The organism is Polaribacter sp. 2405UD43-2 (genome assembly GCF_058147125.1).
In genome coordinates this window covers 242,119-260,164 of the sequence record NZ_JBYVJX010000002.1, presented here as the reverse complement: position 1 = coordinate 260,164, position 18,046 = coordinate 242,119, and the positions used below count along the sequence as shown (strand labels likewise).

Below are 18,046 nucleotides of genomic sequence, written 5' to 3'. Positions count from 1 at the left end.
ACGAGAGTAAAAGTTCTTTCCCTTTGGGAAGGTTAGGATGGGCTTATGAATTTCAAAAAAATCATACCAATTTTAGAATGGTTACCCAACTACAATACATCACTTTTTAAAGGCGATTTAGTAGCAGGAATTACAGTGAGTATTATTTTAATTCCGCAAGGTATTGCCTATGCTTTAATTGCAGGATTGCCACCAATCTATGGTTTGTATTGTGGGTTAGTGCCGCAAGTAATGTATGCCATTTTTGGTTCCTCTAGGCAAGTTGCTATTGGGCCAGTAGCAATGGATTCTTTAATAGTGGCAACAGGTGTTTCTACTTTAGCTTTAGCAGGTTCAGAAAGTTATATTTCTATTGCAATTTTATTGGCATTAATGGTAGGCGCCATTCAATTTATAATGGGAGTTTTTAGTTTAGGGTTTATAGTAAACTTTCTATCAAAACCAGTTATAACAGGCTTTACATCTGCAGTAGCATTAATTATTGGCTTCAATCAATTTCGAAATTTATTGGGCGTAGATTTTGTGCAAAGTGATCAAATACAATATGTTGTAGAAGATATTTGGCTTCAAATTTCAAGTTATCATTATCATACAACTGTAATAGGGTTAGTTTCTGTAGTTGTAATTATCATTTTTAGAAAAATAAATAAAAAAATACCCAACGCACTAATTGTTGTTATTCTGGGGATTATCATTATGAAATTCTTCGGAAAATCTTATAATGATGTTGCCATTGTAAAAGACATTCCTTCAGGGTTACCAGTTTTTGGTGTTCCAGAGTTTGATTTAGAACAAATTAGAGAATTATTACCCATTGCATTAACATTAGTAATGGTTGGTTATTTAGAAACTATATCCATAGGAAAATCATTAGAAGCAAAACAAGATGAATATAGAATTAGACCCAATCAAGAATTAATTGCATTAGGATTAAGCAATATGGTGGGTTCTTTGTTTAAAGCATATCCAAGTACATCAAGTTTTTCGCGTTCAGCAATTAATCAAGAAAGTGGTGCAAAAACAGGAATGGCAGCATTAATATCTGTAATAATGGTTGTTTTAACCTTGTTGTTTTTAACGCCATTATTTTATTATTTACCCAAAACTGTGTTGGCAGCAATAATAATTGTATCAGTTTTTGGTTTGGTAAATATTAAAGAAGCTGCTTTTTTATGGAAAGCAAATCATTTAGATTTTTGGTTGATGTTTGCCACATTTATATCAACATTATTATTAGGAATAGAATATGGAATAATTGTTGGAGTAGGTTTGTCTTTAATCGTATTAATTTTTAGAACATCTAGACCTTATGTTGCTGAATTAGGAAAAGTGCCCAACTCAAATTTTTATAGAAATAGAAATCGTTTTGAAGAAGTTATTATAGAAAACGATATTTTAATCTTTAGGTTTGATGCACAAATTTTTTATGCAAATTCAAGTTATTTTAGAGACAAATTAGATGATTTGGCGCATAAAAAAGGAGATAATTTAAAGCTCATTGTTTTAGATGCAGAAAGCATAAATAGAGTAGATAGTACAGGTGTAGAAATGTTAAAAGAACGAATTAAATTTTATAAGAAAAAAGGAGTTACTTTCTATTTTGCAGGTGTTAAAGGTCCTGTAAGAGACGATCTATTTAAAAGTGGAATTTTATCAATAATAGACATTAATCACTTTTTTATGCGTTCAAATAATGCTGTCATATTTTATAAAACTGGCAATAGAGAAGAACAAGAAAAATATTCTAAATACATACATCAAGCATATAACTAAAATTAAGACTGATAAATATCATTGATAAAAATTAAATTTCAATGTTATTTTGATGCATAAATAGATAAGAGAATTAAAATGATAATAGAACAAATTTATACAGGTTGTTTAGCACAAGGAGCTTATTATATAGAAAGTAATGGCGAAGTTGCTATTATAGATCCATTAAGAGAAGTACAAGATTATATTGATAAAGCAGAAAAAAACAATGCAAAAATTAAATACATTTTTGAAACACATTTTCACGCAGATTTTGTAAGCGGACACGTAACTCTTGCTGAAAAAACAGGCGCAAAAATTGTATTTGGTCCAACAGCAAAACCAAACTTTGAGGCAATTATAGCAGAAGACAATCAAGTGTTTCAATTAGGTGATATTAGCATTACAGTATTACACACACCTGGTCATACAATGGAGAGTTCTTGTTTTTTGTTAAAAGATAAAAACGGAAAAGACCACGCAATTTTTAGTGGAGATACTTTGTTTTTAGGAGATGTTGGACGTCCAGATTTAGCACAAAAAGGAGACATCACAGAAAAAGATTTAGCGGGTTTTTTATACGATAGTTTACGCAATAAAGTAATGCCTTTAGCAGATAATGTTATAGTCTATCCTGCGCATGGAGCGGGTTCTGCTTGTGGTAAAAACTTAAGTAAAGAAACTGTGGGTACTATTGGCAATCAGAAAAAAACCAATTACGCATTAAGAGCTAATATGACCAAAGAAGAATTTATTAAAGAAGTAACTGACGGATTATTACCTCCGCCAGCATATTTTCCTCTAAATGTAAAACTAAATAAAGAAGGTTATAAAGATGTTGCAGAAGTAATTAAAAAAAACGCAAAACCTTTGTCTGTTAAAGATTTCGAAGTAATTGCAAACGAAACAAATGCTATTGTTTTAGATGTGCGTCATCAATCAGAATTTATAAAAGGATTTATTCCTCAATCAATTTTTATTGGTATCGATGGCGGATTTGCACCTTGGGTTGGCGCATTAATTAAAGATATTAACCAACCAATTTTGTTGGTAACTCCAATTGGTAGAGAAGAAGACACCATTACTCGCTTGTCTAGAGTTGGGTTTGATAATGTCTTAGGATATTTAGAAGGAAGTTTTGACTCTTGGAAAAAAGCAAATAAAGAAATCGATACTTTAATGTCTGTTTCTGCTGATGTTTTAGAAACTAAAATAAATGAAAAATCATTGGTTTTTGATGTTAGAAAACCAGGAGAATATAATAATGAGCATATTATTGATGTGCCTTCTACACCTTTAGATTATTTAAATAATCATATTGCAGAGTTTCCAACAGATAAAGATTTTTATGTGCATTGTGCAGGAGGTTATCGTTCTGTTATTGCAGCTTCAATTTTAAAAGCAAGAGGTTTTCATAAGGTAATTGATGTTGCAGGTGGTTATGCTGCAATTAGAAATACTAATATTAAAAGAACAATAACAGTTTGTCCATCAACTTTAAAATAAAAAAATGAAACGTTTTATATTTCTATTTAGTTTAAGTTTTCTTTTAATTAATTGTAATGCCCAAGAAGAAATTAAGACTATCTCTACAAAAGAATTAAAAGTTCTTTTAGAAAAAGAAAAAATTCAACTAATAGATGTTAGAACACCCAAAGAAGTTGCACAAGGGAATATAGAAAACTCAATTTTTATTAATTTTTTTGATGATGATTTTGCTAATAAAGCAATAAAAAAAATAGATAAAAAGAAACCTGTTTACCTTTATTGTAGAAGTGGTAATAGAAGTGGTAAAGCCGCTAAAATTTTAAAAGAAAAAGGATTTGAAGTGTATAACGTTCTAGGAGGTTATACAAAATGGAAAACCGAAAATTAAGAATTATGAATACAGAGATACAAATAGAAAACTTAAAATGTGGTGGTTGTGCATCAACAATAAAAAAAGGAATTTTATCATTAAAAGGAGTTAAAGAAGTAGAAATAGATATTGAAAAATCTATAGTTTCTATTGCCTCAGAAAAAGATAACTTAGAAGAAATTAAATTAAAGTTATCTAAACTAGGTTATCCAGAAGTTGGTGATAAAAATACAATCGTACACAAAGCAAAATCTTTTGTAAGTTGTGCAGTTGGTAGAATAGATTCTTAAAATATTAATAATAGTTAAAAGTAAAATTATGACTAAAAATGTAGGAACAATAGACAAGCTGGTAAGAATAATATTAGCATTGGTTGCTACATATTTTGCTTACACAAAAGAATTTGAATCTCCTTGGATAGGTTATCTTCTTTGGGCAGTTGCAATAATTTTATTACTTACTGCTTTAACTAGTAAATGCCCAATATTTTCAATATTTGGCATTAATACTTGTAAAATTAAAAAGTAATAAAAATCCCAAACGAAAGTTTGGGATTTTTACTTTAGTAAAATTTATGATTCTTAAAACTTTAAGGTTACGCCTGCTAAAAAGTTTGTGCCAGCTTGTGGAAAATAATAGATATAACCACCTCCATAATCAATTGCGTTAGATTCGTACTTTACATTAAAAATATTATTTACTAAACCCGTTATAATAATAGATTTAAATACTTTTTTTGTTGGTATCTGATACACAATATTTAAATCATTTAAAAAGTAACTTTTTAATTTTGATTGTTGATCATTAATATTATTTAATAATTGTTCTCCAACATATTTAGACAAGATAGATATTTGTGCATTTTGTAAAGGTTTATAAGTTAATATATTTCCAGCAACAATTTCTGGAGAATAAGAAATTGGAGTATTGCCTAACTTAACAGGTTTTTTATTTTTAGTAATGTAAAAATCAACATTTTTATTTTTACTAAAAGCAAAATTTGGTTTTATAGATATTTTTTCTGTCAAAGAAATATCAGCATCTATTTCTATACCGGCTCTATAACTTTGTCCACTTGTTGTTTTAATTGGGCTACCAACATCATCTACTGCACCTGTTAATACTAATTGATTAATATAATTCATATAAAACAGGTTTGTATTAACTTTAATTTTATCAGATTTAAAACGCCAACCCAATTCAAAATCGTTTAAAGTTTCGTGTGTGTCTGTACCGTTTTTAAAATCATCTCTATTAGGCTCTCTATTTGCTCTTGCATAAGAACCATACAAACTATGATTAGAGTTATAAAAATAGGTTAATCCTACTTTTGGATTAAAAAAGTTAAAATTTTTATTTACAACAAAAGGTTTCCTTTTAGAGTTAACTCCGTTTGTTTTATAGTTTACAAACCTACCTTGTAAATCTACAAATGCTTTAAAATTATCTGAGAAAGAAAAAGTTGATTTAATAAATGTAGAATTATCTGTTTTAGAGGCATCTCCAAAATAATAACGATCTCTAATATTTGCTGATGGTGCAAAATGTTTTGCCCAAATTACTTCACCAAAATGGTCTCCTTTATAATAACTAAAAGAAGTACCTCCTATAATTTCTAAATTTTCTTTTTTATAGGTTGCATTTGCATTTAAAACATAAAAATGATTGTCTAACCAACGTCTTCTAATTAAATCTGTAATAGGGATAATTTTACCTTTTTTAGTTTTAGTATCTGTAGCAACTACAATTCCGTTATAAAGAGAAATTTCATCTGTGTCATCTTCATATTGCTCATAATATCCTTTACCGCGAGTATAATTAAAACCAACATTGGTAGACCAATTGTTGTTTAATTTTTGGTTCCAATGTAATTGAAAATGATCTTGCCAATAGTTATCGGTTTCATTCTCATAAGTATAAGGGTTTTTTTTGCGATTTACTTTTAATTCAGCTGCTGTTAAACCATACCACGCTTGATATGTTTTTTCTTTGTTTCCAAAAACCAATGCTTTAATTAAAGTATTTTCATCTGTATAAGAACCTTGAAGGAAGTATGATTTTAAATCAGTAAAAGCTCTGTCTATATATCCATCAGAATAAATATTAGACAAACGTCCTGCAAATTCAAAATGCTCATTTACTTTCCCTGTGGTAAATTTTACAGTGTGTTTTCTGGTTCCGAAAGAACCAAAAGAATTCGAGATCTCTCCACCAGCTTCTTCAGAAACTGCATCCGTTAAAATATTTAAACTTGCACCAAAAGCACCAGAACCATTGGTTGATGTTCCAACTCCACGCTGTAACTGTAAACTTTGGGTTGATGAAGCAAAATCGCCCATATTTACCCAAAAAGTTCCTTGACTTTCAGCATCGTTATACGGAATACCATTAATAGTTACATTTACCCTAGTTGCATCAGAACCACGAACACGAATTCCTGTGTAACCAATACCGGCACCTGCATCAGATGTTGTAACTACTGAGGGTAAATAGTTCATTAAAATAGGAATATCTTGTCCTAAATTACGTTTGGCAATCTCCTTTTTTGTGATGTTAGAATGTGTAACTGGCGCATCCGCTTTTACACGAACAGCAGACACCAAAATTTCGTCTAAAAGAGTAGAAATTGGGATTAAAGCAAAATTAATTTCATCATTTTTTGTAAAATTAATTTCTTTAGAAATCGTTTTGTAACCAATAAATGAAACTTGAATTGTGTACTTACCTTTTGTAAGGTTTAGACTGAACTTTCCATCAAAATTTGTTGATGTTCCTTGGTTTGTTTCTTTAACCAAAATAGTTGCTCCTGGCAAAGATTCATTGTTTTCATCTACAACTTTTCCTTTAAGTGTAAATGTTTGGGCGTTTACAAGTATACTTGCAAACAAGAATAAAAAAATGGTAATTTTTTTCATTTTAAAAAATTTAAAACGAATAAAAAGAGGTAATTATTCTTGTAATTAATATTGAATAATTATTTGTCATTACGAGGAGTTTACGACGTGGTAATCTCATCAAAATAAGATTGCTTCAGAATTTAATTCTTCGCAATGACATTGTTATAAATCCCTTGGCAACATTATTTGCCCAGGTTCTTTGGGTATGATCTCAGCCTAAAAAAGTTAAAAGTTAAAAAGTTAAAAAGTTAAAAGTTATTAAGTCTGATGAGACTAAGAACTAAAAACTAAAAACCTAAAAACTAAGAACTAAAAAGCACCCCTTTATGAGAACGCTGCAAAAGTAAATCGGATTTTTTAAAAGAGAAACAAAAAAATGACTTTTTATTCAATTTTAGGTTTTCTTCTTAAAGCTTTTTTAACAGAAGTCCTTTTTTTATTTTCTGTTTTTCTTTTAATAGATGCCTTAGTTGGCTTTGTAGCTTTTCTTTTTTTGGGTTTAACTAAATTTGTTTTTAACAAATCTAAAAACCGCTTAATAACAATTTCTTTATTTCTGTGTTGCGAACGAGATTCATCGCAAAATAAAATGAGTAAATTTTCTTTTGTTAGTTTTGATGATAGCTTGTTTTGTAAACGCTCTTTTTCTTCTTTAGATAAGGAGCTAGCGTTTTCTAAATCAAAAGTCAATTCAATTTTAGAAGACACTTTGTTTACGTGTTGGCCACCAGCGCCAGAACTTCTGATAGCTTTAAATTTTAATTCTTTTAAAATGTTTTCAGAATTCATTAATAGTCGTAAGAATTGCTAAAATCATCTATATTTTGATGTAAAAAATGCATATCTATATCAATTAAAGAATCTGAAAAAGAATATAAATTTTCTTTTTCTGCAATTAGTTTATCAATAGCTTTTGTAGCTTTTTTTAATCGTGTTTCTTTATCACCTTTTAATAAAATGTAAGATTTATTATGATCTTTTAAAGATTTTTCGAAAGCAGTAAACATTTCTAAACGTAGTTCAGGTCTGTCTCGTAAATCGTCTTCTTGCCAAGGGGTATCAATGTAGGTTAACAAATATAAATCGTATTGATTTTTATTAGCGGCTTCATTCAATTTTTTATCAACAAAACCACCATAAAATTCTTCAGAATATACTTTTGTTTCTAGTAAATCTGTATCACAAATTAGAACTTTATCCGCTTTTTTAGCCAACTTATTTTCTAATTTCATTTGCCCAATTGCAATGGGAATTAAATCGTCCTTTTCGCAAGTTTTACGTTCATTATTCCATTTGTTTTGTAAATATTCTCTAGCAAATTCTGGCGCCCAAACCGTATTGTAATGGCGTGCTAATTGTCTAGAAAGCGTTGTTTTTCCTGTAGATTCTGGTCCAAATAAAACAACCTTTACTAGATTGATTGGTTTTTGTCTAAGCTTTTTTTCCATACGATATAACCTTGAATAGCTAAAATAGTGAATATTAGATATTGTAAAGATAACATTCCTAAACCACGATAAGCATAAAGTGGCACAGTAATTAAATCGGCAAAAATCCAAAGAGTCCAGTTTTCTAACTTTTTATTTGCCATATACCACATTGCTGTAAAAAAGACTCCAGAAGTAAAAATGTCTAAATAGTTTTCGGTTTTAATCTCATTTCCAAAATACCTATAAACCCCATAAGTAACTAACATTGTTAAAATTACTAAGCCAATACCAATTATTTTTTCTTTAAATGTTGTTCTAGATATTGGCACAACAACTTTGTTATTTCTTTTTCTAGACCAGTTCCACCAACCATAAATACTCATAATAGAATAGTAGAAGTTCATCATCATATCTCCAAAATACTGTGCTTTGTATAATAAATAAACGGTTATTATTGTGGCAATTAATCCTGTTGGATACACTAAAATATTTTCTTTTTTTGCATACCAGACACTTGCTATTCCAAAAACAAAAGCAATAGCTTCTAATACAATAAAAGAGGTTGGTGTATTTTGATAAGCGTTTAGGAAAAAATCGAAAATAGTTGACATTTGTTATTATTTAAGTTGATTAAAAAAGGTTTCATCATTTTCAAAAGCAGTACCTATAACTACTAAATCTGCACCAGATTTAAAAGCATTTTCGAGTTGTTTTTTAGAACGAATTCCGCCACCAACAATTAAAGGAATTGATAAGTTTTTTTTTACAAGAGAAATAATACTTGCGTCTAAAGGCGTTGTGGCGCCACTTCCAGCTTCTAAGTAAATAATTTTTTTTCCAGAAAATTCACCAGCTAATGCTGTGTTTACAATGAGTTCTATATTGTTTTGAGAAATTGGTTTTGTATTGCTTACTTTTTGGGTTGCAGTTTCTTTTCCTCCATCAACAAGAATATAACCTGTAGGTAAAATTTCTAAATCAGCATTTTTTAAAATTGAAACTGATTTAATTTGTTGCTCAATTAAATACTCTGGATTTCTACCAGAAATCAGGCTTAAAAATAGAATTGCATCTGCTTTGTTTGTGATTTGTTTTACATCACCAGGAAATAAAATAACAGGTAATTTTGTTGCCTTTTTTATTATAGAAACAACAGTTGAAGTTTGATTGTTTTTATCTGTACTTCCGCCAACAAAAATATGCGTAGTAATTGATTTATGTACTTTCTCGAAAAAAGAAGTTGTTTTTTCAACCTCAAATTTTTCAGGATCAATTAAAACTGCTAACAGTTTTTTGCCTTCTTTTTTTGCTGATAAAATGTTTTGGTAAATATTCACAATTGCGAAAATACAAAAGCTAAATGTCATTACGAGGAAGAATAACGAAGTAATCTATTTTTAAGAAGAGATTGCTTCGTTCTTCGCAATGACAAAGTTTGTTATTTTGTAACTTTCAACTTTACAACTTATTTTTAATAAGCAAATACACACGTAAAACCATCAAACTCTAAAAAGTGAATATTGTAAGAGCTAACATCACCATTATAACGAATTTCACCCGAAGTTTTTTCATCTGCAAACTTAAAATCTTCAATATAAATATGATGCAGAAAGAGTAATTTTTTCTTTCCGTAGATTTTATACAAACTCTCTTTTGCTCCCCAAACAATGGTTAGTTTACTGATTAAAGCATCAACATTTGCAATGGTTTTGTATTCTTCAAATGGCGTGAATTTATGCGCAATTTTCAAAATCTTTTCACGCTGTTTTTCAATGTCAATTCCAACAGGATTGCCATCAGAAACTATAATCCCAGAAAAGGTAAAAGAATGTGTAATAGAAATATGTTTTCCGTCTTTTAAATGCGGTTTACCATACTCGTCATAGATTAGATCTTCATCAGCATAACCCACTTTTTTTAGTAAATGTCTTACACTTAAAAATCCTTTTTGATGCAATTCTGATTTCATATTATCTAAACGTGTCTGACTATTATTTGTCAAAGAAATTCCTTTAGATAAATATTCAAAAGACTCTTCTATCTTCCAAATCAGAACTTTAATGTTTTTATCAACCGTTAAACTTTTGTAAAGAGGCATATGTATTTAAAATGGATGTCGTAACTTTGCAGCTCGAAAAAATTAGAATATAAATATACATAATATGAGCACAAAAACCGCTACATACGTTCCTTTTAAAGTAAAAGATATTTCTTTAGCAGATTGGGGAAGAAAAGAAATTGAATTGGCAGAAGCAGAAATGCCTGGATTAATGTCTTTAAGAGAAGAATATAAAAACGAGCAGCCATTAAAAGGTGCAAGAATTGCAGGATGTTTGCATATGACCATTCAAACAGCCGTTTTAATTGAAACTTTGCAAGCTTTAGGGGCTGAGGTAACTTGGAGTTCTTGTAATATTTTTTCTACGCAAGATCAAGCTGCAGCTGCAATTGCAGCTGCAGGAACGCCAGTTTACGCTTGGAAAGATATGACAGAAGAAGAATTTGACTGGTGTATTGAGCAAACGTTATTCTTTGGTGAAGATAGAAAACCATTAAACTTAATTCTTGATGATGGTGGAGATTTAACTAATATGGTTTTGGATAAATATCCAGAATTAGCTGCCGGAATTAATGGTTTATCTGAAGAAACTACAACTGGAGTTCACAGATTGTATGACAGAGTAAAGGCAGGAACTTTACCAATGCCAGCAATTAATGTAAACGATTCTGTAACTAAATCTAAATTTGATAATAAATATGGTTGCAAAGAATCTGCAGTAGATGCAATTAGAAGAGCAACAGATATTATGTTAGCAGGTAAACGTGTAACGGTTTGTGGTTATGGAGATGTTGGTAAAGGTACAGCAGCATCTTTTAAAGGAGCAGGTGCAATTGTAACGGTTACAGAAATAGACCCAATTTGTGCTTTACAAGCTGCTATGGATGGTTTTGAAGTTAAGAGATTAGAAACTGTTGTTGGTAATTCTGATATTATTATTACTACTACTGGAAATAAAGACATTATTCAAGGTCGTCATTTCGAAGCAATGAAAGACAAAGTTATTGTTTGTAACATTGGGCATTTTGATAACGAAATTGATATGGCTTGGTTAAACAAAAACCACGGAAACACAAAAGATACTATTAAACCACAAGTTGATAAATATAATATCGCAGGAAAAGATATTATCATTTTAGCAGAAGGTCGTTTGGTAAATTTAGGTTGTGCAACTGGTCATCCAAGTTTTGTAATGTCTAACTCATTTACAAATCAAACGTTAGCTCAAATTGAACTTTGGACAAACAGAGATGCTTATGAAAACCAAGTGTATATGTTACCAAAACATTTAGATGAAAAAGTAGCAAAATTACACTTAGCTAAAATAGGAGTGGAGCTTACAGAATTACGTGAAGACCAAGCATCTTACATTGGTGTAACTGTTGATGGTCCTTATAAACCAGAACATTATAGATATTAATCAGATTATTAGAAGCAAGATTTTTAGATTACTTCGCTTATAGATATTTGAAACCCTTGCAGAAATGTAAGGGTTTTTTTGTTGTCATTGCGAGGAAGAATGACGAAGCAATCTCTTTTACGGGAGTTTTAACAGGTTGGAATTTATCTTGAGCGAAGTCGAAAGGCTATATCTTTTTTTCGTTCCTCAAAAAAGGATGCCGTTTCTATCCTTAACGCAAGTGTGTTTGCCAGCCGATTTTATAAAAAGTAAATTTTACCCTAACCAGCCTTCTCTATCTAAACTTCTATATTGAATAGCTTCTGCTATATGATCTGGAGAAATATCTTTTTTATTAGCTAAATCTGCAATGGTTCTAGAAACTTTTAAAATTCTGTCATAAGCTCTTGCCGAAAGATTTAATTTTTCCATAGCAGTTTTTAAAAGTGATAAACTTTCTGGTGATAATTTGCAGAATTCACGAATCTGTTTTACACTCATTTGCGCATTATAATGTACATTTTCAAAATCTTTAAACCTAATTGATTGTATTTCTCTTGCAGCTGTAACGCGCTTTCTAATTGCTACGGATGATTCTCCTTTTTGTTCTTCAGATAATTTAGCAAACGGAACAGGAGTAACCTCAATATGAATGTCAATTCTGTCTAATAACGGGCCAGAAATTTTACTTAGATAACGTTGCATTTCTTGTGGAGAAGATGTCATAGGTGAGTTTGGATCGTTAAAAAATCCACTTGGACTCGGATTCATACTTGCCACCAACATAAAACTACTTGGGTAAGTAACACTAAATCTTGCTCTAGAAATGGTAACTTCTCTGTCTTCTAGTGGTTGACGCAAAACTTCTAACACATTTCTTTTAAATTCTGGAAGCTCATCTAAAAACAAAACGCCATTGTGCGCTAATGATATTTCACCAGGTTGAGGCAAGTTATTTCCACCTCCTATTAATGCAATATCAGAACAACTATGGTGTGGACTTCTAAAAGGTTTTTCGCAAATTAACCCCGTATTTTTAACCTTGCCAATTACTGAATGTATTTTAGTGGTTTCTAAAGCTTCTTTTAAATTTAGTGCAGGCAAAATTGTTGGAATTCTTTTAGCTAACATTGTTTTTCCAGAACCTGGTGGTCCAATCAAAATTATATTATGACCGCCAGCAGCAGCAATTTCCATACATCGTTTTATAGATTCTTGTCCTTTTACATCCGAAAAATCAAATTCTGGGAAATCGATGTTTTTATAAAATTCTGCACGTGTATCAACAATGGTAGGAGTAATTTTTTTATCACCATTAAAATGATGGATAACTTCTATAATATTATCAGCTCCTAAAACATCTAAATCATTAACTATGGCTGCCTCTTTTGCATTTTCTTTTGGAAGAATAAAATGTTTAAAACCTTCTTCACGCGCTTTTATAGCAATTGGTAATGCTCCTTTTATGGGTTGTAGACTTCCGTCTAAAGAGAGTTCTCCCATAATAATATAATCAGCAATAGTGTCAGATTTTATTTGATTGGAAGCCGCTAAAATTCCTATGGCTAATGTTAAATCATAAGAAGCTCCTTCTTTCCTGATATCGGCAGGTGCCATATTTATGATGATTTTTTTACCAGGAAGTTTATAAGCATTGTTGTTAAGTGCAGCAGAAATTCTATAAGAGCTTTCGCTTACAGCTTTATCGGGCAAACCCACTAAATGATAACCAATTCCTTTATCAATATTAACTTCAACTGTAATTGTGGTGGCTTCTATGCCAAAAACTGCAGAACCGAAAACTTTAACGAGCATTTTTTTTCTTTAAAGATAAAGAAAATTAATTGATGTTAGGTTGTCTAAAATTACAAGGACTCCATCTTGTTAAATCATACTTTTGTAAAAAGCCTTTTAAAAGGTATTCATCTCTATAACTTTTATAATCATCATAAATAAATTGGGTTGTTTTTTTACCAATATTATTACTAGAAATTATAAATTGGTTAGAATCTATATCTTCGAAAGAAATGGTGGTAAACTTGTAAAAAGAATTAAAGTTTAAATTTTTCTTTATTGATGAATAAGATGGTTTTTTAGCAGTATTAACATTAAAAATTGTAGTATAGATACTTATGGGTAAAACATTTTTGTTGGTAGTTTTTTGCTGAGAAAAACAAAAACTACCAACAAATAATGCTAATATTAAAAAAGGATGTTTTTTCATAATTCAAACAAATACTGTTATAAAGATACAGTATTTGTTTGAAATACAAAAGATTAAGCTAGGGCAAACTCATACTTTTATTTTTAGCCACGAATTCACAAATTTTTACTTTAATTATTAATTTCACTAATAAAAACCAAAGGTTTTTATAATTAGCAAAATTATTTTTGAATAGTCATCTATAAATTCGTGAATTTGTGGCTAAAGTTTGTATTATATTAAGTGTGAGTTTGCCCTAAAGATTAAGCAGAATTTCTACTTGCGTTAATATTACCAAATAAAGAACGCATTACCATTTTTTCGTAAATTTCTATTTCTTTACCTTTTCTTTCCGATTTTTGCAGCTCTTGAATTTTTCTTAAAGCATATTGCTGAATTGTTAGTAAAGGCAATACTATTTTTTCTCTAATTTCTATAGATGCTTTTGCAACAGGTGCATTTTGCATCAATTTATGATCTCCTGTTAGTTTAATAAGTAATCTTTTAGTTGTTTGGTATTCTGTATAGATTAATTTCCAGAATTCTCCAAATTCAGGATTATCTGCCATATAAGCAGTTAAACCAAAGAACGATTTTGTTAAACTCATCATACTATTTTCTAGTAAAGTTCTAAAGAAATCTGATGAATTATAAAAAGCTTTCACTTCATTAAATCTACCAGCATCTTCATATTTTTTTAGTGCTGTACCCACCCCAAAGAAACCAGGAACATTTTGTTTTAACTGGCTCCAACTACCAACAAAAGGAATGGCTCTTAAAGCAGAAAAGTCTAAAGTATCTGAGTTAGAACGCTTGCTTGGTCTACTACCAATATTGGTTTTTGCATAGTATTTTAACGTACTCATTTTTTCTAAATACGATAAAAACTTAGGGTGATTTTTAAAATCTACATAGGTTTGGTAACTTGTTTGCGCCAAATCGTCCATTAAAATTCTATGTTCTTTATTTAATTGGTCTTTGTTAAAAACTTCATTTTTAATACCCGAACTTATTAATTGTTCTAAGTTGTATTGCGATGAATCTAAAGTTCCAAAATTAGAACTAATAGTTTGCCCTTGTATGGTTAGCTGAATTTCTTTGTCTTCGATTGTGGGGCCTAATGATGCGTAAAATTGATGTGTTTTTCCTCCACCTCTTGCTGGTGGTCCTCCACGTCCGTCAAAGAAAATAACTTCAATATCAAATTCTCTAGAAACTTTTGTTAGCGCTTCTTTGGCTTTAAAAATACCCCAGTTTGCCATTAAATAACCGCCATCTTTTGTTCCGTCAGAAAAACCACACATAATAGTTTGTTTGTTTTTTCTTTTGGCAACGTGTGCTCTATATGTTTTATTAGTGTATAAAGTACGCATTACATCTTCTGCATTTTCTAAATCTTCTACCGTTTCAAAAAGCGGAATAACATCTACAGATAAATCATCATTAAAACCACATAAATTTAACATTGCAAAGGTTTCCATTACATTTAAAGCAGTTTGGTTGTTACTAATAATGTAACGATTTGCTCCGCGTTCACCATTTCTTTGCTGAATGGTTTTTAGCGCATAAATAGATTCTATGGTTTTTACAGAAACTTCATCTGTTAAAATACTTGGGTCTATACTACCTTTTATGGTTGATAAAACTTTTACTTGTTCTTTTTCTGAAAGGTTTAAATAGTTTTCTGGGAACGTTTTATCGCCAATATTTTGTAAATCTTTTACAATTTGAACAAATGCTTTGTGATGTACTCTACTGTCTTGTCTGATATCTAATGTTGCAAAATGGAAACCAAAAATTCTTACCTTGTTTATAAAATCATTTAATTCTTCAACAAATAAAGATTGATGTTCATTTACAATAATATCTCTTGCAGCATACAGTTCTTCTAAAAGAATTTTTTGCGAAAAGTTAACTTTTGCATAACTTCTTATTACGTGTTTGTACAGCCTTTTTTCTATGCGTGCCAATATTTCATTTACGCCATCAAAAGTAAATCTTCTTTTAAGGCGTCTTACATCTCTATAATAACTTCTTAAAATGGTTTGACGCAATCTTTCTGCAACATCTAATGTTATTTTTGTAGTAACAAACGGATTTCCATCTCTGTCTCCTCCTGGCCAAAAACCAAGATCAATAATTTCATTATCTATGGGTTTCCCGTCATAAATATGGTGCTGAATATAGTTGTATATTTTACTTACAGAATGATAAAAAACATTGTCTAAATACCAAATTAAACTTACAGCTTCATCAAAAGGACTTGGTTTTGCTTTTTTATAAAAAGGTGTTTTGCCTAACTGTGCTAACAGCTTTTTTATCAATAACAAATCATCATTTTGTATGGCTTTGTCTAAGTCTGTAATAATTCCTAAAACCGAACCAGGATAAAACTGAGTTGGATGCGCAGTGAGTACAATTCTAACTTTAAAATCTTCTAAATGAGCTTTAAGTTCGTCTTTTTTGTTACTTAAAGTTGCAGATTCTTTAGAATTTCTAAGAGAACCATAACCATCCATATTATTAACAATAGGAAAAGCTGCATCTTCTATAGCATCAAATAAAACCACCTGACGTTCTATAAATTGAATAAAACGAAAGAGTAAATCTGCTTTTTCTTTTTTTGTTGGATTTTCTTGATATTTTTTAAAAAAATGTTCTACAATTTCTGTAGGGTTTTTTTCTAATTCAAAACCTTTTTCACATACTTTATGAAGTAATGGTAATAATACTCCTGTGTCATCTATAGTATCAAAAGGGAGTGTTGTAAAAATACTATTATAAATTTGATACTTAGAAAGTACGTTTTCATTAAATCTTTCTAACTTAGGTAAACTATTCATATTTTTTATTTATTTCGAAATAAAACTACAAAAAACTTAAATAATTAAGACTACTTTTTGCTCAATAAACGCTAAATTATTTACGAAAACGATATAAATTTATGTGTTTAAGGCACTTTTTTTTGTTTAAACTAAAAAACCTTCAGTTTTTATGCTGAAGGTTTTGAGTCTTTTTTTAAACTAGTTAATTACAGGTTTAGAGAATTTAAAGTTTCAACTAATCTTTTTTCTGATGGTCTAGGAGCATTTGCAGAAATTATATTTCCTTGCGGATCAATTAATATAAAACGCGGAATTCCTAAAATCATATAATCTTGAATAAATTGAGAATCTCCACTATTATCAGCAAATAATTGTATTCCACTTAGTTTTTTATCAACAATCATTTTTTTCCATTTTTCGTGGTCTTTTTTCTTGTCGATAGAAATACTCACAAATTCTATATTTTTATTATGAAATTGTTTTTCTACTTTTTTTAATGAAGGGATTTCTGCAATACAAGGACCACACCAAGTTGCCCAAACATCTACATACACATACTTTCCTTTTAAATCATCTAAAGAAGTTGTGCCACCTGCATTGTTTTCGTAGTTGATAAATTTAGGTGAAGCACTTCCTTTAGAAAGCGATTTTCTTTTTTTGTAATCTTTTTCTATAATTGCGTTGTTTTCTTTGTTGGTAGAATTTTTTGCATATGCTGCGTAATATTCTTCTAAATTTTCTGTATAGGTAATTCCAAATTTAGCATCATCAAATAACAACTTATTTCTAATTTTATCATTTTTTATGGTAGCAATTGATTTTAAGTAAGCAATGTCACCGGTAATAGAGTCTTTTTTTACCAATTCTTCAGCTTTGTTTCTTAAAGTAGAACTTACAATCTTTCTATAGTTTTGCGAAAAAATAAAATCATTTTCATTTTCTAAGTCAATATTTTTTAGTGGATCTAAAAAATTATCTGAAGCCTTAAAAGCTTTATCTTTGCTATAATATCTGTGATAAGATGGGTAATTATTTAGTGTAGATAAATATTCGTAATTAATATTTTTAAGTTCATTTTTCTTAAAACTTTCAGAAATTTCTTTTACAGAGGCTAATAAATTTTCTTGAGCAGTTTTTATTTTTGATAAATGTTCTTTAAAATCAACTTCATTTTTTGAATACATTACATTTTGATCTCCTCTTACAGATTTAGAAATCTTTTCTTTCTCAAATAAATATGTATTAATTGTGCTTTGGTTACCAGAAATTTGTAAAGTAGCATCTTTCTTTTTGGCATCAAAACTAATCGTTAATTCACTACCAGAAGGAGCATATAAATCTATTGAATTTCTATCTTGTCTAAGTACATAGAAATCTGAAGCCATTTTTAAGGTGTCTTTAAAAGAACCATCTTCATTTAAAGTTATTTTAATTTTGTTACTTCTATTAAATGCACTGTAAATAGTAGCTTTATTAGAATTAGGGTTTTCAATTTTACCTGAAATAATTGCATAATCAACTTTCTTTTCAGGCTTACAAGAAACAATTGCAATTACTGCTATTAACAGCCATAATTTTTTCATAATAGAGTTTGTTTGTTTTAAGTTTTAAAGATACAAAACC

The 18,046-nt window shown here is 29.7% G+C and carries 16 protein-coding genes; 6 read left to right on the top strand and 10 right to left on the bottom strand.

Going from position 1 to position 18,046, the window contains the following annotated elements; translation table 11 throughout:
• Nucleotides 1-45: 45 nt before the first annotated feature.
• From ACY2RX_RS04430 to ACY2RX_RS04410, 5 genes are all read left to right on the top strand, one after another.
• On the top strand, nt 46-1,773 hold the full coding sequence (locus ACY2RX_RS04430; RefSeq protein ID WP_490102756.1) for a SulP family inorganic anion transporter: 1,728 nt from the start codon (nt 46-48) through the stop codon (nt 1,771-1,773).
• Nucleotides 1,774-1,851: 78 nt separating this feature from the next.
• Nucleotides 1,852-3,258 (top strand): MBL fold metallo-hydrolase, encoded by a 1,407-nt coding sequence (locus tag ACY2RX_RS04425; RefSeq protein ID WP_490102755.1) that lies wholly within the window; start codon nt 1,852-1,854, stop codon nt 3,256-3,258.
• Between the two features lie 4 nt (nt 3,259-3,262).
• The gene (locus tag ACY2RX_RS04420) at nt 3,263-3,628 is read left to right on the top strand and encodes a rhodanese-like domain-containing protein (RefSeq protein ID WP_490102754.1); all 366 of its coding nucleotides are present in this window, start codon (nt 3,263-3,265) and stop codon (nt 3,626-3,628) included.
• A 5-nt stretch (nt 3,629-3,633) separates the two neighbouring features.
• Complete coding sequence (locus tag ACY2RX_RS04415; protein ID WP_490102753.1) at nt 3,634-3,900, top strand: heavy-metal-associated domain-containing protein; 267 nt, start codon at nt 3,634-3,636, stop codon at nt 3,898-3,900.
• 28 nt (nt 3,901-3,928) lie between these two features.
• Nucleotides 3,929-4,138 (top strand): YgaP family membrane protein, encoded by a 210-nt coding sequence (locus ACY2RX_RS04410; protein WP_490102752.1) that lies wholly within the window; start codon nt 3,929-3,931, stop codon nt 4,136-4,138.
• A gap of 53 nt (nt 4,139-4,191) precedes the next feature.
• Here the strand turns inward: ACY2RX_RS04410 and ACY2RX_RS04405 are convergent, their stop codons facing one another.
• From ACY2RX_RS04405 to ACY2RX_RS04380, 6 genes are all read right to left on the bottom strand, one after another.
• Complete coding sequence (locus ACY2RX_RS04405) at nt 4,192-6,525, bottom strand: TonB-dependent receptor (RefSeq protein ID WP_490102751.1); 2,334 nt, start codon at nt 6,523-6,525, stop codon at nt 4,192-4,194.
• 366 nt (nt 6,526-6,891) lie between these two features.
• Nucleotides 6,892-7,296 carry an alternative ribosome rescue aminoacyl-tRNA hydrolase ArfB gene (gene arfB / locus ACY2RX_RS04400; RefSeq protein ID WP_490102750.1) on the bottom strand — a complete coding sequence of 135 codons (405 nt, stop codon included), beginning with the start codon at nt 7,294-7,296 and terminating at the stop codon, nt 6,892-6,894.
• Nucleotides 7,296-7,955, bottom strand: a complete 660-nt coding sequence (locus tag ACY2RX_RS04395; protein ID WP_490102749.1) for an AAA family ATPase — start codon at nt 7,953-7,955, stop codon at nt 7,296-7,298. The genes arfB and ACY2RX_RS04395 overlap by 1 nt, the downstream gene beginning before the upstream one ends.
• Entirely contained in the window at nt 7,919-8,548 is a 630-nt protein-coding gene (gene pnuC / locus ACY2RX_RS04390; protein ID WP_490102748.1) for a nicotinamide riboside transporter PnuC, read from the bottom strand. The genes ACY2RX_RS04395 and pnuC overlap by 37 nt, the downstream gene beginning before the upstream one ends.
• A 6-nt stretch (nt 8,549-8,554) precedes the next feature.
• A complete protein-coding gene (locus tag ACY2RX_RS04385; protein WP_490102916.1) occupies nt 8,555-9,277 on the bottom strand; it encodes a phosphoglycerol geranylgeranyltransferase in 723 nt (240 codons plus the stop codon).
• Nucleotides 9,278-9,408: 131 nt separating this feature from the next.
• Nucleotides 9,409-10,035, bottom strand: coding sequence for a 4'-phosphopantetheinyl transferase family protein (locus tag ACY2RX_RS04380; protein WP_490102747.1), 627 nt, complete (start codon nt 10,033-10,035; stop codon nt 9,409-9,411).
• Between the two features lie 64 nt (nt 10,036-10,099).
• On the opposite strand from ACY2RX_RS04380, the gene ahcY reads away from it, so the two are divergent.
• Nucleotides 10,100-11,416, top strand: a complete 1,317-nt coding sequence (gene ahcY, locus ACY2RX_RS04375) for an adenosylhomocysteinase (RefSeq protein ID WP_490102746.1) — start codon at nt 10,100-10,102, stop codon at nt 11,414-11,416.
• A gap of 255 nt (nt 11,417-11,671) precedes the next feature.
• On the opposite strand, the gene ACY2RX_RS04370 is transcribed toward ahcY, so the two are convergent.
• The 4 genes from ACY2RX_RS04370 to ACY2RX_RS04355 all read right to left on the bottom strand — a co-directional run bounded on the left by ACY2RX_RS04370 (nt 11,672) and on the right by ACY2RX_RS04355 (nt 18,006).
• Nucleotides 11,672-13,210, bottom strand: a complete 1,539-nt coding sequence (locus ACY2RX_RS04370; RefSeq protein ID WP_490102745.1) for a YifB family Mg chelatase-like AAA ATPase — start codon at nt 13,208-13,210, stop codon at nt 11,672-11,674.
• A gap of 25 nt (nt 13,211-13,235) precedes the next feature.
• The gene (locus ACY2RX_RS04365; protein ID WP_490102744.1) at nt 13,236-13,619 is read right to left on the bottom strand and encodes a hypothetical protein; all 384 of its coding nucleotides are present in this window, start codon (nt 13,617-13,619) and stop codon (nt 13,236-13,238) included.
• A gap of 242 nt (nt 13,620-13,861) precedes the next feature.
• Nucleotides 13,862-16,441 carry a phosphoenolpyruvate carboxylase gene (locus ACY2RX_RS04360; protein WP_490102743.1) on the bottom strand — a complete coding sequence of 860 codons (2,580 nt, stop codon included), beginning with the start codon at nt 16,439-16,441 and terminating at the stop codon, nt 13,862-13,864.
• A gap of 188 nt (nt 16,442-16,629) precedes the next feature.
• Complete coding sequence (locus tag ACY2RX_RS04355; RefSeq protein ID WP_490102742.1) at nt 16,630-18,006, bottom strand: TlpA family protein disulfide reductase; 1,377 nt, start codon at nt 18,004-18,006, stop codon at nt 16,630-16,632.
• Nucleotides 18,007-18,046 lie beyond the last annotated feature (40 nt).